This is a genomic window from Antrihabitans stalagmiti (assembly GCF_016482825.1).
Taxonomy (GTDB): Bacteria; Actinomycetota; Actinomycetes; order Mycobacteriales; family Mycobacteriaceae; genus Antrihabitans; species Antrihabitans stalagmiti.
On sequence record NZ_JAEMNV010000009.1, the window covers coordinates 34988 to 56729 of the forward strand.

General features: G+C 63.1%; 18 protein-coding genes. 3 read left to right on the forward strand and 15 right to left on the reverse strand.

Features of this window, described 5'->3' with window-relative positions:
• Nucleotides 1-271 precede the first annotated feature (271 nt).
• The 5 genes from JGU71_RS23680 to JGU71_RS23700 all read right to left on the reverse strand — a co-directional run bounded on the left by JGU71_RS23680 (nt 272) and on the right by JGU71_RS23700 (nt 7621).
• Complete coding sequence (locus tag JGU71_RS23680) at nt 272-2122, reverse strand: glycosyltransferase family 39 protein (RefSeq protein ID WP_199707360.1); 1851 nt, start codon at nt 2120-2122, stop codon at nt 272-274.
• A 93-nt stretch (nt 2123-2215) separates the two neighbouring features.
• Nucleotides 2216-3490 (reverse strand): glycosyltransferase, encoded by a 1275-nt coding sequence (locus JGU71_RS23685; protein WP_199707000.1) that lies wholly within the window; start codon nt 3488-3490, stop codon nt 2216-2218.
• 56 nt (nt 3491-3546) lie between these two features.
• A complete protein-coding gene (locus tag JGU71_RS23690; RefSeq protein WP_233530045.1) occupies nt 3547-5346 on the reverse strand; it encodes a glycosyltransferase family 39 protein in 1800 nt (599 codons plus the stop codon).
• A 108-nt stretch (nt 5347-5454) separates the two neighbouring features.
• Entirely contained in the window at nt 5455-6939 is a 1485-nt protein-coding gene (locus JGU71_RS23695) for a sensor histidine kinase (RefSeq protein ID WP_199707004.1), read from the reverse strand.
• On the reverse strand, nt 6917-7621 hold the full coding sequence (locus tag JGU71_RS23700) for a response regulator transcription factor (protein ID WP_199707362.1): 705 nt from the start codon (nt 7619-7621) through the stop codon (nt 6917-6919). Before JGU71_RS23700 ends, JGU71_RS23695 begins: the two co-directional genes overlap by 23 nt.
• Before the next feature lie 253 nt (nt 7622-7874).
• On the opposite strand from JGU71_RS23700, the gene JGU71_RS23705 reads away from it, so the two are divergent.
• The gene (locus tag JGU71_RS23705; RefSeq protein WP_199707006.1) at nt 7875-8456 is read left to right on the forward strand and encodes a hypothetical protein; all 582 of its coding nucleotides are present in this window, start codon (nt 7875-7877) and stop codon (nt 8454-8456) included.
• A gap of 6 nt (nt 8457-8462) precedes the next feature.
• Here JGU71_RS23705 and JGU71_RS23710 read toward each other — a convergent pair whose 3' ends face one another.
• Nucleotides 8463-8906, reverse strand: coding sequence for a hypothetical protein (locus tag JGU71_RS23710; protein ID WP_199707008.1), 444 nt, complete (start codon nt 8904-8906; stop codon nt 8463-8465).
• A 273-nt stretch (nt 8907-9179) separates the two neighbouring features.
• Here JGU71_RS23710 and JGU71_RS30460 point away from each other — a divergent pair, with 273 nt between their 5' ends.
• Entirely contained in the window at nt 9180-11333 is a 2154-nt protein-coding gene (locus tag JGU71_RS30460; RefSeq protein WP_199707010.1) for a sensor domain-containing protein, read from the forward strand.
• Between the two features lie 52 nt (nt 11334-11385).
• On the opposite strand, the gene JGU71_RS23720 is transcribed toward JGU71_RS30460, so the two are convergent.
• From JGU71_RS23720 to JGU71_RS30025, 6 genes are read right to left on the reverse strand one after another with little or no spacing between them, the layout of a single operon-like run.
• Complete coding sequence (locus JGU71_RS23720) at nt 11386-12282, reverse strand: short-chain dehydrogenase/reductase (protein ID WP_233530026.1); 897 nt, start codon at nt 12280-12282, stop codon at nt 11386-11388.
• On the reverse strand, nt 12282-13787 hold the full coding sequence (locus JGU71_RS23725; protein ID WP_199707014.1) for a flavin-containing monooxygenase: 1506 nt from the start codon (nt 13785-13787) through the stop codon (nt 12282-12284). The genes JGU71_RS23720 and JGU71_RS23725 overlap by 1 nt, the downstream gene beginning before the upstream one ends.
• Nucleotides 13784-15292, reverse strand: a complete 1509-nt coding sequence (locus tag JGU71_RS23730; protein ID WP_199707015.1) for an aldehyde dehydrogenase family protein — start codon at nt 15290-15292, stop codon at nt 13784-13786. Before JGU71_RS23730 ends, JGU71_RS23725 begins: the two co-directional genes overlap by 4 nt.
• Nucleotides 15289-17121 (reverse strand): fatty acid--CoA ligase FadD11, encoded by a 1833-nt coding sequence (gene fadD11 / locus JGU71_RS23735; protein ID WP_199707016.1) that lies wholly within the window; start codon nt 17119-17121, stop codon nt 15289-15291. Before fadD11 ends, JGU71_RS23730 begins: the two co-directional genes overlap by 4 nt.
• Before the next feature lie 25 nt (nt 17122-17146).
• Nucleotides 17147-18235: a PDR/VanB family oxidoreductase gene (locus tag JGU71_RS30020; protein ID WP_233530047.1), complete on the reverse strand. Its 1089-nt coding sequence runs from the start codon at nt 18233-18235 to the stop codon at nt 17147-17149.
• 5 nt (nt 18236-18240) lie between these two features.
• Nucleotides 18241-19143 (reverse strand): metal-dependent hydrolase, encoded by a 903-nt coding sequence (locus tag JGU71_RS30025; RefSeq protein WP_233530027.1) that lies wholly within the window; start codon nt 19141-19143, stop codon nt 18241-18243.
• 104 nt (nt 19144-19247) lie between these two features.
• Here JGU71_RS30025 and JGU71_RS23745 point away from each other — a divergent pair, with 104 nt between their 5' ends.
• Complete coding sequence (locus JGU71_RS23745; RefSeq protein ID WP_199707017.1) at nt 19248-19841, forward strand: TetR/AcrR family transcriptional regulator; 594 nt, start codon at nt 19248-19250, stop codon at nt 19839-19841.
• A 9-nt stretch (nt 19842-19850) separates the two neighbouring features.
• On the opposite strand, the gene JGU71_RS23750 is transcribed toward JGU71_RS23745, so the two are convergent.
• From JGU71_RS23750 to JGU71_RS23760, 3 genes are all read right to left on the reverse strand, one after another.
• The gene (locus JGU71_RS23750; protein ID WP_199707389.1) at nt 19851-20066 is read right to left on the reverse strand and encodes a hypothetical protein; all 216 of its coding nucleotides are present in this window, start codon (nt 20064-20066) and stop codon (nt 19851-19853) included.
• A gap of 45 nt (nt 20067-20111) precedes the next feature.
• Nucleotides 20112-21026, reverse strand: a complete 915-nt coding sequence (locus tag JGU71_RS23755; RefSeq protein WP_199707366.1) for an oxygenase MpaB family protein — start codon at nt 21024-21026, stop codon at nt 20112-20114.
• 79 nt (nt 21027-21105) lie between these two features.
• On the reverse strand, nt 21106-21732 hold the full coding sequence (locus JGU71_RS23760) for a TetR/AcrR family transcriptional regulator (protein ID WP_307829828.1): 627 nt from the start codon (nt 21730-21732) through the stop codon (nt 21106-21108).
• Nucleotides 21733-21742 lie beyond the last annotated feature (10 nt).

Here is a 21742-nt window from a genome sequence, read left to right on the forward strand (position 1 = left end):
AGCGCCGAGCAGGCACTTATTGTGGAGGCCACCCGCGTTTTGCTGCAACAACCGCCTGCAGGGCGAGCGGCTGCCCTCAGGCTGGCGGCCCGTCCGCGTGTCCGCCGCGACTGCGTATCGCTGGCCCCGAATCGCGTTACACCGCAACGTCGCCAATGCATTACCGACCTCACACGCCTGATCAGCCATGCGAGGTCGGTAACCGGCATGCGAGGTCGCACAACGGAGTCCCCCAGCGCCGGATCGCGACGCTGGGAGCCCGTTCGGCGGGCTATGCCCCAGTCAGGTCGTACACCGTCGACCCCCCAACTGTGATCGCGGTGAAGTTCGCCTCCACCCAGGCTTTGATCTCGGCCGAAGCACCTGATCCGCCACCCGGTCCGCCACCCATGCCACCGTTGTCAGCGACGAAGTAGCTGATGTTGTGATCGGCCACGTAGGCCTTGAACTGCTCGAGCGTCGGCGAATTGTCCGAGCCACTGAATCCGCCGATCGCGATGATGGCTGTGCCCGTGCTCAATTCGAGACTGCTTGCCGACATGGCACCGATCGTCGCTGCGGCCCAGCGGGTGTCGGTCTCCTCCAACAACGCTTCGAGGTCGGCGTTATCTGCCGTCGCGCCACCAAGACCTCCCAGCCCAGCAGGAACTCCCATCCCATCCGGAGCCCCCATTCCGCCCGCGTTCGGACCCGACGACGGGACCGAACCCGTATGTGGTTGCGCCGCAGTCTCGATGGCGTATGCCGCTGTCCCGCCGATGCCGAACAGCAGGCCCGCAATGGCGACAGCAACCGTGAACTTGCCGAGTTGATGCGCGCCGACAACGAGTATCGAGGCAATGACGATCGTCGCGACCACGATGACCCAACGCATCGCGGGGTACCAGTCCGGCGTCCGGTCCAAGAGGATGAAACTCCAGATGCCGGTGCCTGCCAACATTGCACCCAACGCGAGGCGAGCGGGCAGATAGTTTCTGCCGCGCCACAATTCCCGCACCGCGACGCCGACCAGTGCGGCAATCGCCGGGGCCAACGCGACCGTGTAGTACGGATGGACAATGCCCTGCATGTAGCTGAATACGACGCCCGTCACCAAAAGCCAACTGCCCCATAGCAACAGACTCGCCCTGATCCGATCCGTCCTAGGCGCCCGCCGCGTGAACCACAGTCCCGCAACCAATCCGATCAGCGCGGCAGGTAGTAGCCACGAGATTTCGGTACCCATCGAATCGCCGAAGAGTCGCGCGATCCCGGTCCCACCACCGAATCCTGCACCGCCGCCGCCTCCCCCACTCATGTTGCCCGAGCCACCGACGACGCGTCCGAGACCGTTGTAGCCGAGCGCGAGTTCGAGCAGCGAATTGTCGGTAGAGCCGCCGATGTACGGACGAGAATCACTTGGCCACAGGCTGACCAATGCGACGAACCAACCACCGGAGACGATCATCGCTACGCAAGCAATCAGCAATCTGGCGATCCGTCGCCAGAAGGTGATGGGTGCAGCAACGAGGAAGACCAGGCCCAATGCGGGAACGACAAGGAAGGCCTGCATCATCTTCGTCAGAAATGCGAAGCCGACCGCGCTACCCGCAAGAGCGAGCCAACGACCGCTGCCGTTCTCCGTCGCCCGCACGGTGCAGTACGCCGCGAGAACGAGTAGAAACACCAATAGTGCGTCCGGATTGTTGAACCGAAACATCAACGCTGCGACGGGCGTCGCCGCCAGCACCGCGCCTGCGAGCAAACCTGCTCCCGGCCCGCGCCAGCGTTTGACCGCCGCGTACACAAGAGCCACCGACCCGACACCCAGCAACGCTTGCGGCGCAAGCATCGAGAACGAGCTGAATCCGAAAAGCCTTCCGGACAATCCCATCACCCACATCGCCGCAGGCGGCTTGTCGACGGTGATGGCGTTGCCTGAGTCGAGTGACCCGAACAGCAGGGCCTTCCAGTCCTGGGTTCCGGCTTGCACTGCTGCGGCATAGAACTCGTTCGCCCAACCGGAGGCGCTCAGACCCCACAGATACAGCGCGGCGGTCGCCACCAACAGCGCAAGCAACGCCGGGCGTGCCCAACCGGGCTGGTCGGCGGGGCCGCGCACGAGACGGCGTGATCGGGACATCAGGTCGGACGTCGCGTGCGCCCGCACGGTCCGCGCAGGTCGTTCGGCAATGATGGTCACTTGAGTTCCTTTTCGAATTACGTTGTCTCAGAGTTACTTAGAAGTTCGGCGTGGATGAAATACCCAGCCGCGAAGCAGGACGAAGCGGACGACCGTCGCGGCGAGGTTCGCGAGCACGAGGACGCCGAGCTCCACCCACCGCGGTGCCGCGGACACGCTGTGTAGCAACGCGAGTGAGCCGCTCGTCAGCGCCAATCCGATGCCGAACACCGCCAGGCCCTCGAACTGTCGTTTGACAGCGCCCGCCCTTTCGCGCACGCCGAACGTGAACCTGCCGTTGGCCGCGGTGTTGGCAATTGCGGTGATCAGTAGCGCCACCAAGTTCGCGGCCTGCGCACCGATCGCTCCATGTAGCAGCAGAAACAGCAGAAGATACGCTGCGGTGCTCACGACGCCGACTGCACCGAAGCGCACAGCTTGGCGAAGCAATGTCGGCGAACCGTGTCTGGTGGTCGGCCGGTCGAGCGCTCCTGCGGCGACGAGTTGGGCGGTCAGGACCTTCATCGGTATTGCACCACTTGCGAAGCCGCGCACCAGTCGGGCAATACCGACCAGATCGGCCTTTGCGGTCGCGACGATGTCGACCCGACTGTCTGGGTCGTCTATCCAATCCACCGGCACCTCGTGGATCCGCAGACCGCTGCGTTCCGCGAGTACCAGCAGTTCGGTGTCGAAGAACCATCCGGTGTCGACGACGAGCGGAAGCAGGTGCTCGGCCACGTCGGCGCGCATGGCCTTGAAACCGCACTGGGCATCGGAGAATCTGGCCGACAGCGTCGAACGCAAGAGGAGGTTGTAGCACCGCGAGATCAGCTCACGCTTGGCGCCACGGACTACCCGCGATCCCCGACCGAGGCGTGTGCCGATGGCCAGGTCGGAGTGGCCGGAGATCAGTGGGGCAATCAGCGGGGCGAGCGCCGCCAGGTCGGTCGATAGGTCGACGTCCATGTAGGCAACCACCGGCGCGTCCGACGTGGACCACACCGCGTGCAGCGCCCGTCCCCGGCCCTTCTGCTCGAGCCGGATCGATCGCACCTCGGCGAACTCGGCGGCAAGTGCGGCAGCGATCGACGGCGTGTCGTCGATGCTCGCGTTGTCCGCGATGGTGATACGAAACGAGTACGGAAACTGCGTACTCAGATGCTCGTGCAGTCGTTGAATCGAATCGGCAAGTGCCGCTTGCTCGTTGTACACCGGAACCACCACATCGAGGACCGGTACGCCCTGTTCGCGGGCGATGGTCGCGGCGTTCGGTCGGGCGTGGCGCGTGTCCGGCCCGGAGGTGGCGCGGGAGGCGATTGTGGTCATGTCACTCATCGTGTCGTCGCGGTGTGTGTCAGCCTTTTGCACAAGCTGTGCGTGACCTATGAACCGATTTGCACGCTCAGGTCGTAGACCGCCACGCCGTCGATCGTTCGAGCGGTGTAGTTGGCGGCGACCCACGCGGCGATGTATGCGGCCTCCTTACTGCCACTGGATTCGCCGCCGCGCCCGAACGCCATGGCCCCGCCGACGAAATAGTGAATCTGCTGATCCGCGACGTATTGTCGGAATTGTTCGAGGGTGGGCGCGGGATCCGTGCCGTTGAACCCCCCGACCGCCATGACAGGAACACCACTCGCCAACTGGTAGCCCGCTGCATTGTTGGACCCGACAGTCGCTGCCGCCCAAGTGAAGTCGTCCGCATTGCTACTCAGGGTCGTGGCGAGTTCAGCGCCGACCACGACGGTACCGAGCAGCCCACCCATCGCTCCCGCACCCGGCCCTCCGCTGCCGGGACCCGCCGACGGAATCGCGCCACTGTGCGGAGTCGACGCTGTCGCAACGGAGTACGCAGTGGGTCCAGCGAGACAGGCCGCGAGCGCCACAGCGACAACACCGCGAGCTGCGCGCCCGGAGAGTCTGTCGACGACGAGCAGCAGCACCGAGGCAAAGACGCCGACGACCGCTATCGTCGGCCGTAGCCACGGCTGCCAGTCGGCATTGCGACCGAGCAGGACACAACCGAGCACGGTGGTCGTCGCGGTCATGCCGACGAGTGCGATGCGCGCTCGAATATCGTTGCGGCACTGCCAGAGTAGAACCGACCCGATACCGACGACGCCTGCCACCGCAGGCGCTAGTGCCACGGTGTAATAAGGGTGAACGATCCCGTTCATATAGCTGAAAACGACGCCTGTCACTGCCAGCCAACCGCCCCACAGCAGGATCCCAGCGCGCAGCGGATCGGTCCGCGGCTTCGAACCGGTGATCCACATTCCCGCGCCGATCGCGATCACAGCCGCGGGCAGCAACCATGCGATCTGCGTCCCCATCTCCGACCCGAACAGTCGACCCCAGCCCACGTCGTGGTTGAGATTGCCGAGCCCACCTGTCTCGTTGCCGGTGAGCCGTCCCAATCCGTTGTAGCCCAGAGCCAATTCGAGAATATTGTTCTCCTGCGACCCACCGATGTACGGCCGCGACGACGCGGGCCACAGCGCGACGAGCGCGATGTACCAACCACCGGAGACGACAACAGCACCCAGCGACCCGACCAAGTGCACAAAACGCTGACGCAACGGAGCGTGTGCGGCAATCAGATACACCAGCGCAAAGACCGGCAGCACCAGAAACGCCTGCATCATCTTTGCGAGAAATCCGAACCCGACCGCAGCGCCCGCAAGCGGAAGCCACCAGACGCTGGACTCCTTTTCGATCGCTCGGATGACACAGTAGGCGGCGGCGACGAGTAGCAGAACGAGCAGTGCGTCCGGGTTGTCGAACCGAAACATCAGCACTGCGACCGGTGTGAGCGCGAGCAGGGTTCCGGCGATCAGTCCTGCACCAGGGCCGGCGACGCGTCGCACTGTCGCGACGAGCATCGCAACGGCGGCAACTCCTTCGAGCGCCTGTGGGACGAGAACGCTCCACGAGTTGAAGCCGAAGATTCGAACCGATAGGCCCATCACCCACAGGGCCGCCGGGGTCTTGTCGACCGTGATGGAACTCGCGGCATCACTCGAACCGAACAGGAGGGCTTTCCAGCTCTGCGAACCGGCCTGCACCGCAGCGGAATAGAACGAATTTGCCCATCCACTCGCCGAAAGATCGCACAGGTAGAGGACAGCCGTACCAAGAAGAAGTGCGACGTATGCCAGCTGCATTCTGCGCGGTCTGCGCATATCTCGCTGTGCAGCAGTCGATTCCGGTCGTGCGTGTTCGAGCATGGTTGTGGGCATCAGTCGATTGTCGGTTCCGAACCTTGACCGAATATCGGTCGCAGCTATGCGTCAGCTGTGATTAGGTAGCCGCACCGTGAATTCCGTCCGTCCCGGCACGCTCTGCACGGCAATGGTTCCGTTGTGGGCCTTCACCACCGCCGTTGCGATGGCGAGGCCGAGCCCGGTACTGCCCGCACGGCGTGAACGCGAGGTATCCCCTCTGGCAAAACGTTCGAAGATCTCGGGCTGCAGGTCGGGCGGTATACCCGGACCATCGTCGCTGACGGTCAGTAGGGCGCCACTCGTGTGGTCGGCCGCAAGCGTCGCCGTGACGACGGTGCCCGGGCCGGTATGGGTTCGGGCATTGGCAAGAAGATTGGCCAGAACCTGGTGCAGGCGTGCAGAATCGCCTGCCACGACGACCGGATCCTCTGGGAGCTCGAGGTTCCAGACGTGGTCGGGTCCGGCGATGTGCGCGTCGCTGACCGTATCGACAAGCAGCAACGAGAGGTCGACCTGCTCGTCCTCGAGCGGACGACCGGAGTCCAAGCGCGCGAGCAACAACAGATCCTCGACGAGGCGCGTCATCCGCTCGGCTTCCGATTCCACCCTGCCCATCGCGTGTGCAACCTGATCGGGGACCTCCCCGCGGCCGCGCTGCGCCAACTCCGCGTAGCCGCGTATCGCGCTGAGGGGTGTGCGCAATTCGTGGCTTGCGTCGGCGACGAATTGCCGGACCCTAGTCTCGCTCGCCTGCCTCGCCGACAGCGCGGCCGCAATGTGTTCGAGCATACGATTCAAGGCATCCCCGAGTCGTCCGACCTCGGTCCGCGGATCGGCGTAGGCGGGCGGAACACGAACCGGCAGTGTGACTTCGCCACGATCGAGCTGCAGATCGGCGACATCGCTCGCTGTCGCCGCGACGCGGGTGAGCGGTGCGAGCGCACGACGAATGATCACGATCCCGGCCGTCGCCGCGAGCACGAGCGCAAGCGCTGCAACGGCCGCGAAGATCAGCAATACGGTCATCAAGGTGTCGTTGACGTCCGACAACGACAGTCCGGTGACTATGACGTCACCGCTGCGGGTTTGCGTTGCGATCAATCGGTATTCGCCGAGCCCCGCCAGATCACGGGTGTGCGGCGCACCGTCGATGGGTATGTCCACCAACTGTGCAGTTGCGGTGTCGTCGAGTGCGGCGCGAGCTCCTCTGGTCGTGAGAACTCCAACGTCCGTTACTTTTCCGTCGACGATGATCGCCCCGACCGTTCCCGGTGGCTGTCCTGGAGCATCGAGAAAATCCGGTCCGGGCCCGGAGACCTGTGGTCGACGGATGTCGTCGAACGGTGGTGGCGGAAACTCGTCGATCGCTGCCGACCGATGCCCGGCGTCGGTGAGCTGACCATCGAGTTGGTGCATCAGAAACTGCTGCAGCGCAAAGGTTGTCGCACCGGCGATGATCACACACACAACGGCGAGCAGAGCGACCTGCCCGACAAGGAGCCGGGCCCGCAACGACCACGCGCGTGGGTCAGCGAGCCGGCTTGAGGACATATCCCGCCCCTCGCATGGTGTGGATCATCGGCTCGCGGCCACTGTCGATCTTCTTGCGGAGGTAGGAGATATACAGCTCGACGATGTTGGAACGGCCACCGAAGTCGTAGCTCCAGACCCGATCGAGTATCTGCGCCTTGCTGAGAACCCGCTTCGGATTCGTCATCATAAATCGAAGTAGTTCGAACTCGGTCGAGGTCAGGGTGATGAGTTCGCCGTCGCGTGCAACTTCGTGACTGTCCTCGTCGAGGACGAGGTCGCCGACGACGATCTGCGCCGCATTGGTTTCGGTCGATATGCCGGTGCGGCGCAACAGACTCCGCAGCCGGAGCACGACTTCTTCGAGGCTGAAGGGCTTCGTCACGTAATCGTCGCCGCCTGCCGTGAGACCCGCTATCCGATCTTCGACGGAGTCCTTGGCGGTCAACAACAGCACGGGCAGGTGCGGTATCTGTTCGCGCAGTTTGCGGAGAACGTCGAGTCCGGTCATGTCCGGCAGCATCACGTCGAGCACGACGACGTCGGGTCGCGATTCGCGTGCCCGCGCGATGGCCGTCGCGCCGTCACCTGCCGTCGTCGTGTCCCAGCCTTCGTATCGGAGCGCCATCGACACCATCTCGGCAAGGACGGGTTCGTCGTCGACAACGAGAACTTTCACCGGGTTGCCGTCTGCACGTCGAATGACGATTCGCTCGGGCACCGATGTCGGACTCGGTTGCTGCGGACTCGGTTGGCGGTCGACGACGGGCATACGCTCATTATGTGCAGGTGCGATGGGTCGTTGCTGTGCGATTTCTATGAGTGAGCTGTGAACGTCTCGATTCGACTCGTCGGCTAAGCCGACTCAGGCCGTGCTCACAGCGCACACATAGCTTGCTTCGCCAGTGTGGTCCCCAACAACCCCGATACCTACGTCGATTCGCACAGGAGTACCCGTGACCGCGCAGCCAGATACCCAGCCGATCGCCACCACAACCGAGCACACCTGGGGCGCACCACAACCCACGCCGGGGACGTGGTCCGCCCGCAAGACCGCCGCTGCCGTCGGCGTTGCCGCGGTGATCGCTGCGGGCGGCGGCGCGGCGATCTACGCGGCAACGAGCGGCGCATCCAACAACGCCGGAGGTCCCGGCGGCATGGGTGGTCCCGGCATGTTCGACGGCGCAGGCGGGCCGCAGGGCACCGGTTCTGCCGCCGCATCGTTGCACGGCGAATTCGTCGTCGCGAACCGAGACGGTGGATTCAGCACCGAACTCACCCAAACCGGCACTGTCACAGCGATTTCCGCGACCGAGGTCACGGCAACCAGTGCCGACGACTACAGCAGGACCTATGTCGTCGACGCAGGTACGTCGGTTGGGAGCATCGCGGTCGGCGATACGGCAACCATCCGGGCGACTGTCGTCGACGGTACGGCGACCATCTCCACGATCACCGAAGGTGCACTGACGCCGGGCGCAGGCACTGCTCCGATGGGAGGCCCTGGTGGCAGCGCTCCCGGCGTACCTGCGCCCTAGCGGCCGTCAGCGCGCCGCGATCCTCGTCATCACCGAGCTGTACCCGCCGCCCGGCCAGACCCAATCGCCCTTGCACACGGTGCCCGACGCGTCGAACTCGCCACGGAAGTAGGCGGGCGACCCTTTCTCACCGCCCCAGATGGTGAGTTGGACCCCGTCGAATTCCCAGACGTAGGTCAGTGTGTCGCCGGTAGTCGTGTACACGCGCGACACGATGTCCGCACTCGGCGCTTCGCCGAAGCTCCGGTCGTGCCCGATGTACTCGACAGACCGAATCGTCTGACCATCGTGGTGGATGTCGCTTCGCTGGACGAGGAAGAATCCGCCTTCGTGCCACTCGAACCGGGTTGCGCCGGAGATGCCGCCGGACAGGCTCCAGCTTCCGACGAGGCGGTCGAAGACGGCGAGGTCCGCGGCGGGTGAGGTGATGAGTGCGGTGTTATCGGACATGGTGACTCCTTTGTGTTGTTCGTGCATCGACACCGATACCTCGGAACCCGCTCGCGCTTTTCGACATCGCCGAGCTTTTCTCCGCGGGACAGATCACGCAACGATTACGCGTCGTTTCCAGGCAAAGCCTGTTCGAATTTCAGCCCGATTTGTCACATTGGTTACCGACAGTGGGTACCTGGGCCCGAATCGGACGACTCGAGGGAACTTTTCGCTCGAACGGGCTAACATTCGGGAATGGTCGTCGGGGCCTGATGCCCAGGGAGGAGAACGGTGCGATCGACTGATCGTCGCCGGTCGACCGAAATTTCGGGTGCGATCGTTAGGTCCGCGCCCAACGCTGTCGTAGTCACCTCGACCGACAGCGTGATCATGGATTTCAACCCCGCCGCCGAACGGATGTTCGGAATGTCGAAGGCGGATGCGATCGGCCGCGATGTCGTCGACACGATCGTTCCCGAGTTTCTCAGATCCGAATTCCGGGCCTTGGGAGCCGACTTGTACGCCGGGAACCTCGCTCCGTCGAGCAACCGGTTTCGATCTTTCGGGCTACGCGCAGACGGAACGACGTTTCCCGTCGAATTTCGCATCGAATCCACATCGATCGGTATCGACGACACCGAAACGATTGTGCTTATCGGATTCATTACCGATCGCACGGACGATTCCGCTGCGGCGCAGCTCGTTCGCATTCCGGACCAACTGACGATCGATCGATCGCAGGTTCGAGAGGTCCGCGAGAATCTATCGGTCGTACTGCGTTCCGCTCCAGTTCTGGTTTTCGCCATGGATCTCGAGGGGATAATTCGATTGTCGACGGGCGGACTGCTCGCCACGTTCGGATTCGAACCCGGCCAACTCGTCGGCAGCAACATCTTCGAGATCTACGGCGACCGCACCGACATCACCGACCACTACAGGCGAGCCATCGCCGGTGAAGACTTCCGTGTTCAGGTCCAGTTGGGTGGTCTGTGGTTCGACACGCAGTACCAACCGATGTTCTCCGAGAACGGGGAGCTCGAGGGAACTTTGGGGTTGAGTGTCGACATAACGGCACAGATCGTCAGCGAGCGCGCTTTGCGACATCTGGTCGAGACCGACACCGTCACCGGACTCAGCAGTCGATTTCATACCGAGAAGCTGCTCGACGAGGCCCTCGCAACCGCTGTACCGCTGACGTTGATCCTCATCGATCTCGACGAGTTTCGACACATCAACGATTCACACGGCCACGCCATGGGCGACCGTGTGCTGAGCAACATCGGCGAACGGATCCGCGAAACCCTACCTCCGCGTTCGATCATCGGGCGGCTCGGTGGCGACGAGTTGATCGTCGGCCTCCCGACACAGCATCCGGCCCAGGCGGCGCTCGCCGCGCAGGCCATTCTCGCCGCCGTGTCGCGACCGATGCGAATCTCTGTCGACGTCGCCGGTGTCTGCTCGGAACTCGACATCACCATTACCGCGAGCATCGGGATGGCGCTGGCGCCGGCGGATGGGGCAACAACGGCCGAGTTGCTGACCCATGCCGACATTGCCCTGTACGCCGCAAAGCGTTCCGGCCGTGCGTCTTACAAGTTCTACAGTTCCGACAAGGACGGATCCACGCGCAGGCTGTCCGTCACGACTCGACTGCGGCGCGCGATCGATGCCGGCGATATCCAGGTCGAGTACCAGCCGATCTACGACCTCGAAAGCAACACCGTCGCCGGCTTCGAAGCGCTTGCCCGGTGGAACGATTCGCATCTGGGCCCGGTCAGTCCCGAGGAGTTCATCGCCTTGGCCGAATCGAGTCCCCTCATCGACGATCTCTTCGATCTCGTTCTACATCAAGCACTTCGGGCTGCGGTCGACTGGAACGCGTGTACGCCGCGCTCGGTGCCGGACGACTGGCGGCCGCGGCGACTCGGCGGCCGGATGATCTCGGTGAGCATCAACGTCGCAGCGAGACAGTTGCACGATCCGCGCTTGCCGTCACGAATTATTGCCGCCGCCCTTTCGGTCGGGCTGCCCCTCGACTGCGTGATGATCGAACTCACCGAGTCGGCGATGATGGACGACGGACCGACCACACAGGGTGTCCTCAAAGCGCTGCGCGACGCCGGAATGGGCGTTGTCATAGACGATTACGGCATCGGCTACTCGAACATGGCGCGGCTCGGCGAACTGTCGACCGAACGAATCCTGGACGGCGTCAAGATCGATCGAACCTTCATCGCCAATCTGCCTGCGCAACAAGCGACCACGCTGGTCAAGATGTTCCTGACCATGACCGATTCACTCGGTGTCGCGGCGGTCGCCGAAGGCGTCGAAACAGCCGAGCATCTGCAGATTCTGCGCGGGCTCGGCTATCACTACGCCCAGGGTTACTACTTTGCGAAGCCGATGTCGGCGCTCGACGCCACGGAACTCGTCTGCGGCAACTGAGGGCGCTTCGCGCCTCGTGAGTCCTTTCGGAGGTCGGGCCCTCCGAAAGGACTCACGACCGGCGTAGCCGGGCCTCGACTTTGCGAATCAGCGCGTGCACATTCTCGTCGCCGGCCATCTTCCGGTCGATGACGACGTTCGCAGCTCCACGCAGCATCGCGTAGGGCTGCCATGACGCCGGTGCGATGGTGCGCGCGGCGCGCTCACCGATTCCGTCGGCGACGGACTTGGCCGCAGCGTCGGGACTGATTCGCTGATTCAGCGGCCATGGCAGCAACTCGGCAACTTCGCGTCCCAACTCGTCGTCGTCGAGAGTGTCGTGGGTCATCGCCGTCTCGACGATGCCGAAGTAGGCGACGCCTGCACTTGCGCCGACCGCAGCAAGCTCGATGCGCAGCGCTCTGCCCAACTGCTCGACGGCAGCCTTGCTGATCATGTACGGCGAACCGCCTGCACCCGGCGCGAACGCGGCCGCAGACGACACGACGACGACGTGACCGCCGTGCTCGATCACCTGCTCCAACGCGGGTCGCACCGTATTGAAGACACCTGTCAGATTGATGTCGATGACGCGGTCGAAGGCTTCCTCGTCGATCGTGCGCAGAGTGGCAGGCGGCGGGGCGATTCCAGCGTTGGCGACAACGACATCGAGTCGGCCGAACCGGTCGACGATGCGCGCGACAACCGCTGCCATGGCGGGACGATCTCGAACATCAGCAGCGATCGCAACGGCGCGCTCGCCGAGGACCGCTGCTGCGGCCTCGGCCGAGTGCTCGTCGACGTCGACGATTGCGACCGAAGCACCACGCTCGTAGAGGATTTTCGCCAACGCAAGACCGATGCCCTGACCCGCGCCGGTGATGAGAACGACCTTGCCGTCGACGTCGTAGGCCGGATTGTTGCCGAACGGGCTGGTTCCCAAGAACGGAATTGTGTTCAGCGAGAACATCATCGGCTCCTCACCAGGTTCGGCTGCCCGACCGCTGTGGTCTGGCTCGGCAGCAGGTCGTAGGCGTCGCGGTCGAATCGACTTGTGCGATCGCGGTATTCGAAGCTCCAACTCGGATACAGGCCGGCGTTTTTGCCGTCCGCGGTGCGGTAGTAGGTCGTCGAACAGCCACCGGTGAGCCAGACCGTGTCGGCGCTGCGCTCGTCGACTTCGTCGAGAAATGCCTCCTGCGCTTCGGCACGTACCTCGACTCGGTCGAGTTTCTCGTCGCGCATCGTGACGAGGGCATCGACGATGTAGCGGATCTGGCATTCGATCATGTAGATCGCCGACTGATTTCCGACTGCGCCGAACGGACCGAGTGTGCTGAAGAAGTTCGGGAACCCGGCGACCGCGGTGCCGAGGTAGCTCTGTGGCCTGTCGGCGTAGAGGTCCCCGATGGACTGACCGTCGCGACCGTGGATGCGGCCGTAGACGGCAGGTGGCACCACGAATCCCGTGCCGTAGATGATGGTGTCCACCTCGTGCTCGATACCGTCGCGGGTGACGATCGAGTGCTCACGAATCTCGGCGATCGCATCGTCGATGACGTCGACATTGTCGCGAGCGAGAGCGGGGAGATAGTCGTCGGAGAAGATCGCCCGCTTGCACCCGATCATGTAATCGGGTGTGAGACGCGCACGCAACGTGGAATCCCGTACTTGCCGGAGCAATTGCAAACGTCCGAGGAATTCGTATGGATGGCGGAAACCCTTGTTCACGAACCCGACGAGACCGAAACCTTCGATGCCGGTGTAGTACCCGCCGCGCAACGCCTTTCCAAGTATGGGGAGCTTGCGCAACAGCGCACGCTCGATGCGCGAGGTCGTCCGATCCATCCGAGGAATGATCCAGGGCGCAGAGCGCTGAAACACCAGCAGGCGGTCGACCTTCGGCTGGATCTCGGGCACGAATTGCACTGCCGAAGCTCCGGTTCCGAGCACCGCGACCCGCTCCCCCGTCAGGTCGTGGTCGTGGTCCCAGTGCAACGAGTGAAATGCTGTGCCCTCGAAGGTATCCAGGCCAGGGAAGTCCGGGTACCGGGCATCGCCGTACACCCCGGCGGCGGAGATCAGGATATCGGCGTTCAGCACGCCGCTGTTGGTCTCTATTCGCCAGTTCCGCGATTGCTCCACCCACGACGCATCGACGACCTCGGTATCGAATCGCATGTGCGCGACGACGTCGTGTCGTTGTGCGACAGTGCGGAGATAGTCGAGGATTTCCGGTTGCTGCCCATAGGTTCGTGACCAGTCCGGGTTAGGCGCGAACGAATAGCTGTAGAGGTGCGACGGAACGTCGCAGGCGCAGCCCGGGTAGGTGTTGTCACGCCAGGTGCCACCGAGTTCGGCGGAGCGTTCGAGGACGACGAAGTCCTCGAAACCGGCCTCGCGCAGCTTTATTGCCAGTCCGATTCCGCCGAATCCGGCGCCGATGACGGCGATGTGCACGCGAGTGTCGGTCATGATCGGGTCCTTCCGTGCAACAGCTTCACAGCAACGGCGACGATGCTGTCCGTGCGCTCCGAACGCGCGAAGGTCGTCAACGCCAACGGTGACGGGAAACGCTGTCGCGTAATCGCTTTCGCGTAGGTGAACTCCTTCAGACCTTCCGGTCCGTGCACCCGACCGAAACCGGACTGACCCACGCCGCCGAGCGGCAGGGACGGAATCGTTGCATAGGCGACGAAGGCGTTGATCCCGACACCCCCGACCCGAATGCGGCGGGCGATGTCGGTCGCATTCTTCTTCGCAAAGACGGTGGCTCCAAGTCCGTACCGACTTGCGTTGACGAGTTCGATCGCCGTGTCCATGTCGGCAACCTTGGCGATGGTCAGCGTCGGTCCGAAGGTTTCCTCTGTGACGGCAAGCGACGTTTCGGGCACATCGACCAGGACGGTCGGCTGCACGAACTGTCCCGCAACGGTGTTCAGCCCACCGAGTACCGCTCGGCCGCCCTGCTCGAGCGCGTCGGCGATGTGCCGACGGATGACGTCGACCTGGCTCGGCATGGTGATCGGACCGATCTTGGATCCGCTGGGTGCACCGGCGTGGATCTTCGCGGAACGTTCCACGACCTCGGTGACGAACGCGTCGTACACGGCCTCGTGAACGTAGATGCGTTCGACCGCGAGACACGTCTGACCGGCGTTGGACAACCCACCCCACACCGCAGCATCGGCTGCGGCGCGGATATCGGCGTCGGAATCGACGATAAGTGCGTCCTTCCCGCCGCATTCCATCAGCACGGGTGTCAACGTCTCGGCGCACGTCGCCATGACCTTCTTGCCCGTCGCGGTGGACCCCGTGAAGCCGATTTTGTCGACGCCCGAACGACACAGGGCTGCACCGGTTTGCGCGCCGCCGGTGAGGAGTTGCAGCACCGGTTGTTCGGGCACGGCTCGCCCGAACGCGGCGACGAGCCAGGCTCCGACGCCGGGTGTGTATTCGCTGGGTTTGAAGACGACGGCGTTACCTGCGGCGAGCGCGAACGACACGGAGCCGAGCGGTGTGAACACCGGATAGTTCCACGGACCGATCACGCCGACCACGCCGAGCGGTGGAAACTCCACGCTCGCAGCCTGATTGAGAGTCATCAAGCTGGAGGGGACCGAACGGGATCCGAGCACCTTGCTCGCGTTTTTGCCCGCCCACGCCAAGTGCTCCAACGCCATTGCGATTTCGAGTTTCGCATCCGAAACCGGCTTACCCATCTCGGAGTTGATCAGGGCAGCCAACTCGGCTGTGCCGCACACTATTTCGGAGCGCCAGCGATCGAGACGAGCTGCCCGCTGCGGGAAGGACAAGCTCGCCCACCACTGCGATGCAACACGCGCACGGGCAACAGTCGCCGCGACGTCCGATTCGGTGTGGATGGGAAACGTGCCGACCACGTCGCCGGTCGCGGGACTCGTCACGTCGAAGGCGGTGTCGATCCGAACTGCCTTCTTACGAACTGGTGTTTCGGTCATCGGGCCGCAACCTTTCCGTTGGACGGTTCGTGAATCCCGGCGTCCGGGCGATCCGCGTAGAGCGCGTCGATTTCGGCGGAGTACTTCGTCGAGATCGGCTTGCGGCGCAATTTCATTGTCAGCGTTATCTCTTCACCACCTGCCTCCCAGAAGGTCGGAAGTACGGTGAACCTCTTGATCTGCTCGACGCGCGACAGCTTTTCGTTGCCGGCCGCCACACCGTCTGCGATGGCCGCGACGAGTTCGGGGTCGACGGCCAACGCGGCCGCGCTTGCGTCGTGCAGGCCTCGCTGCGCCGCGTAGACGGGTGCGGTTTCGGCGTCGAGTACGACGAGCGCGGTGTTGTAGGCGCGCCCATCCCCTATCACCGCCATTGCCCCGATCAGCGGAGCCGCCGCCTTGATGGTGTTCTCGATGTTCGCCGGTGACATGTTCTTACCGGAGGCGTTGATGATGAGTTCTTTCTTGCGGTCGACGACACGCAGATACCCGTCTTCGTCGACGGTGATGATGTCGCCCGTGTGCAGCCACCCATCGGCGTCCACTGCCTCTGCCGTCTTTGCCGGGTCACCGCGGTAGCCCTTCATCACCAGCGGACCGCGGACCAGGAATTCCCCGTCCGCGGCGATCTTGGATTCCATACCCGGTAGCAGACGACCGACCGTACCCAGTTTCGAATCGCGTGGATGCGACGCGCTGGCAACGCAACTCAGCTCCGACATGCCCCAGATCTCGGCAATGGCGATCCCGATTCCTTCGAAGAAGCCGAGCGTCTCGGGCGGTATCGGGGCCGCACCGGACATGGCCCAGCGGAGTTGGTCGAAGCCGAGTTTGGCACGCAACTTCGACAGCACCAATTCGTCTGCCTTCGCCCACTCGGCGGCGACCTCGTCCGACATCGGTGCACCGGCAAGCGCTGCCGCGCTACGTTTGGCTGCGACGGACATCGCCCACTGCATACCCTGCTTCTTCGCCGGATCGGGTTCGTTCGCGATGCCGAATTCGATGGCAGCTTTGAGCTTTTCCCATACGCGCGGTACTGCGCCCCAGATCGTGGGACGCAGCTCCGGCAGTGCTGCCGCAATCTGGCGCGGGTCGGACACCGACGTGATCTGAGTACCGAAGATCTCGTGCAGATACAGCGCGGTGAAACGGTCGGCGATGTGCGCGGTCGGCATGAACGACGTGATGCGGTCGCCGAATTCGATGTCGAGGACCGAGGCGAACGCGTACGCCTCCGCGAGCAGATTGGCATGCGTGGACTCGACGCCTTTGGGATTGCCCGTCGTTCCCGAGGTGTAGATCAGCGTCGCGACGTCGTCGGGTCGGACTGCACGCCAGCCGGCGTCGAAGTCGTAGTTCGCGTCGCCGCGCGCGATCAACTCGTCGACGGTGCTTGTGCCCTCGACCGAGCCGTCGACAACGATGATGTGCTCGATCGCGACACCGCTTGCGCGAATCACGTCCACGTACTGTGCCTCGCAGACGACTACCCGGTTGCCCGCGTTCGAGAAGACGTAGCGCAGTTGTTCGGCGGCAAGTGTGTTGTAGACCGAGAACGACGTCGCGCCGACCATCTGGGCGCCGATCTCCAACGGGTAGAACTCGATTCGGTTGGCCATCATCAACGCGACGGTGTCGCCACGGCCGATGCCCAATGCCCCCAACCCCGCTGCGACCTTTCGGACTCGGTCCGCATAGTCGCGCCACGTCATCGTGTGCGCGTCGCCGGGGGTCCGTAGCGCGACTGCGTCGGGATCGATTGCGGCCGTGCGCATAAAAGCCTCGCACAGCGTCGTCGGTCGGTCGATCGTCGAATTTTCGGTCATGAAGAGACTCCTCGTGCGTGTAGGTCTAGAGGTCGAGAACGAGTGGTCCGCCCACGGACCTCGAGACGCAGACGGCCATTGCGTCTTTACGTTCGGATTCGAGCAGGCTGTTGTCGCGATGCTCGACGCTGCCCGACAGCACTCGTACTGTGCAGGTCCCGCAGTAGCCCTGCTGGCACGAGTACGTGACGTCCGGCTTGCTGCGCCGGATTGCGGTCAACGCGGATTCCTCCGCACCGACCGACAGAGTCACGCCGCTGCGCCGCAGTTCCACGTCGAAGGCCGTGCCGCCGACCACCGGTGGCGCCGAAAACCGTTCGGTGTGAAGCGAACCCGAAGCAGCGATCGCCGACAACCTGCTACGCGCGGCGTCGAGAACGGGTGGCGGTCCGCACACGTATACGGCGCCGCCCGGTAGCGCACCATCGAGGAGAGCTGAGGTGTCGGGGATTCCGAACTCGGTGTCCGGTCTGATCTCGACGTCGCCACCGGTGTAGTGGGCGAGCTCGTTCAGAAATGGCATGCTGTCGCGCGATCTGCCGAGATAGACCAGGCGCCATGGTGTTCCGCGACGATCCGCTTCCTGCACCATCGGCAGGATCGGGGTGATCCCGATACCGCCGGCAACGAACAGGTACGAGTCCGCCGTCACCATCCGAAACGCGTTGCGCGGACCCCTGATATGCAGCAGATCGCCGACGGTCAGCGTCTCGTGCACTTCACGAGAACCGCCGCCACCGTCTCGAATATGCCGCACTGCAACGCGATAGCGGCTTCGATCCTGCGGATCGCCGCACAGCGAGTACTGGCGCTGCTTGCCGGATGGCAGAAACACATCGACGTGCGACCCGGGGCTCCAGATCGGCAGGTCCGCTCCATCGGGTGCAGCGAGGGTCAGACTGACGACGTCGTCGGCCTGCTCGATGATCTGCTCGATCACCAGGTTCATATCGAAGTCATTGTGACGCACTGGATTCGACCGCGACAGCAATGGCGCGAACCTGCTGTCGGCGACGAGTCGGCGGTAGCCGCCGACGGCAGTTGCCACCAGCTTCACACTCGCCGGTATGGTTCCATCGGTCGGCGTCGCGATTCGGGTGTCGCCCCTGATCAGTCCAGTCACGACGACTCCTGGCGCAACTCCGCATTGGCGGCAGGCGAGGTAGCGAGATAGCGCAGCGCCTGGTCGAGACTGCCCATCGACGACGGGTGGAATCCTGGCTTGAGGTACACCGGAATCTCGGTGAGGAAATGCAGTCCGCTCGGAACGAGGCCACGCATTGCCGCACTCACGAACTGGACCGGCCACGGCTTGCCCCTGTTCGGCGAGGGATCGTGGTTCACCAGGTAGGTGATGCTGGCGAACGTCAAGACCGCGAGTGTCGTACTTGCAAGAAGGGCGGTGCGGGCGCGTCGCGCGTAGCTGCCGTCGACATGGTGGTACACGTCGAAAACGACGCTGCGGTGCTCGACCTCTTCTGCACCGTGCCAGCGCAGCAGGTCGAGCATCATCGGGTGAATGCCCGCCTTGTCGAGTTCGTCGGCCTCGAGCAGCCACTGTCCGATGATCGCGGTGAAATGTTCGAGGGCGGCGAAGAGCCCGAGCCGTTCTTTGAGCCAAGCCTTCTTCGCGCGCCCGCTGAGACCGTGATCGGTGAGCACTTTGTCGATCAGATAGTTGATGGTGTCGACCATCGGTTCGACGTCGAGTCCATGCTCGGTCAGATACGCCCGCACACCTTCGTGCGAGGACGCGTGCATCGCTTCTTGACCGATGAAGCCGACGGCCTCTTCGCGTAGGCGCTCGTCCTCGATGTAGGGAAGTGCGTCTGCGAGCGCTCCCGCCATCGCGCGCTCCGCCTCCGGGAGTACGAGGTGCATGAAGTTCCACACCTGGGTGACCACAGGTTCGTTCGGAACATAGTGGAACGGCATTCCGTCCCAATCGAATTGGACGTCGCGCGCGGTGATCGCGTGTGCCTCTTCGTGCCGAGCCTGCGCCGTTGCAGTCTGCTTTGTCATATTCACAAAATACACTGTTACAGTTTGCATAGCAATGTTGCATCTAGCGATCGGCGAATGTTACAGATGCTCGAATTTGTTGCACCGGCTGCTACGCTTGCGCTGTGACCAGCAGTAACTCAGACCCCGCAACCGAGCGCATCCTCGATGCAGCGCTGCAGAGCTTCGAAGAGATCGGCATCCGACGGACGACGATCGAGGACATCGCGCGCCGCGCCGGGATCGAACGTGTGACGGTCTATCGCAGGGTCGGTTCCAAGGACGAGGTCGTCGTCGCGGTCATCGGGCGCGAGTCTGCGCGGTTGATTCTGGAACTCGTCGAGGCATCGAAGGTTGGCAACACATTCGACGAGCGGATCGTCCACGCGTTCACTGTTGTCATGCGCCACCTGTGGGGGCATGCCCTGGCCAATCGGCTGATTGCCCTCGAACCGGAAAGCGCGCTGCCGAGACTCACGACCGGCGGTACCGACGTGTTGGCGTCCGCTGTCTACGCCACGGTTGCGTTGCTGGAACAGTCCGTCGCCGATGGACTACTCACCGCAGCAGACGATTTCCCAGCGCGCGCAGAGGTCCTCGTTCGAATCATCCATTCGTTGATGATGACCCCTCGGGTGCATCTGGACCTGAGCGCAGACGAGCAACTGAAGGCCTTCGCACTGCGCTACATCGTCCCGATCGCGTCGGGCCGAAGCTGACCCGATCCGCTATTGCAACGTCAAGTTCGAGAAGATCAACACCGGCCACGCGACGATTCCGCCTAGCGCGGAAAAAAACTTGTTCGCTCCCACAAGCGGTTCCAAGTGGTCGTTGTGGGTGTAAAGCCACACGAATCCCATCGCGAGATAGGGAATTGCGAACAGGATCGCCATTCCGATCAGCTGGCTGACCCGAAACGGTTGGCGGAGAATCTTCGTAACCAAGGCAGTGTCCTTCGTCGTTCTTACTGGTCAACAGGGTGTGCTGATTTATCGGGCGGTGCTGTGCAGGTTCGGATTCGACGTGCCGTATCGCTTCCGCGCCGCTGCGGGAGTGACGATGTCGGGTGCCAACGGCGGCGGACCCTGCAACGATTTCGCCCAGACGGGACGGATCGAGGGCATAAAGGCCTTGAGCAACAACATCTTCAGCGCCACGGGCTTGGTTACCCACATCACGATCCTTGTGATCGGAACGATGAGCAAGTTGAAGAAGTTCGGCTGATCGAAGCCTCCCAGCTCACGCATCCACTTGGGCATGGTCGCGATGGTCGCCAGCGACAGCAATCTCGTGAAAGGAAATATCAGAGCCGTATCACGCTGCAGTGGTGGCCACAGGAACAGTTTCGCTATTTCGGTGGAGTGTTCGGTCATGCACAGTTGTTTGCGCATCGACTCGAAGTATTCGCGCACAGCCTCTCGCGATCGCGGCACCTTCTCCGGATCGCACGTCTGCAGCTCGGCCGCGATGGCGCATTCGGCCCAGTACTGATTCTCGTCGCGCTCGGAAAGCCTTCCTGGACCGTACTTTTCATAGCAGTACAGCACCGAATGCCAGGCAGTGACGTGAATCCAGAGTTGGCTGTCGGGATTGTTCGCATTGTATCGCCGACCGGTGACAGGCTCGATTCCAACGGCGCGGGAATGCACCTTCAGAAGTAGCTCCGATGCTTCGATTGCGGCCTTGCTGTCGCCGACCGCGACTATTTCGAAGTATTCGCCGGTACGGTCCATACGATGCCGAATGTCGGCCCGCACACCATTCTGCTCGTCCACCGCGGCAGACAGGAACGGGTCGAACGTCTCGATAGTGATCGCGCGCTGGAAGCCGATGATCGTGGATGGGCTTGTCCAGATTCGCCACGTCACCGAATCCGGACCGAAGAACCCATAGTCTTCGCGCAGGGCATCGGGGTCGTAGAAGCCTGGTTCGTCGGGCGGACGCGTACTGACTACCGGCTGTTTCGAACTCACATTCGTCTCCTCAGACTTTGCGGAAGGTATTGAAAAGCGTTCGACCGGTGAACTCGCCAAGGTCCTGTGGCGTCCACACACCGGGTTGATCGATGAGCATGCGAACGGCACCTTCGCCTGCCGCGAAAAAGAGTTCGACAAGCAGCGGCAGCTTCTTGTCGATGTCGACGACGTGCCAGCGCTCGAAACCCCCACGAAGGATCTCGCCGAGCCTGCGACGGATGACTGTGCGCCCATGACCGATCCGCTGCCCCGCCCTGGAATCGATATCGGCGGCGAGCACTACCCGCCATCGCTCCGGATTGGCAGCAGCCGCCGTCAGCAATGCTTGGAAGCCTTCGATGAGCAATTGTTCGGAGTTGTCGAAGGTCGGATTTTCCGGCATCGACGCAAGTACGGCTGCCATCAACTTGCTCTCCTCTCGCTTGACGAGTGCATCCACCAACTGATCTCTAGCCGGAAAGCAGGCGTATACAACGGGTTTCGACACTCCGAGGCGGTCGGCAACGGCCATCATCGAGACGCCCGCCATCCCCCGGTCCGCAGCAATCACAGACGCGGCATCCAGGACTTGCTCCCGCCGACGGTCCGGACCCAGATGCGCCGCACGCGGACGCCCACCCTTTCCTACGGTCACGTATGAAAAA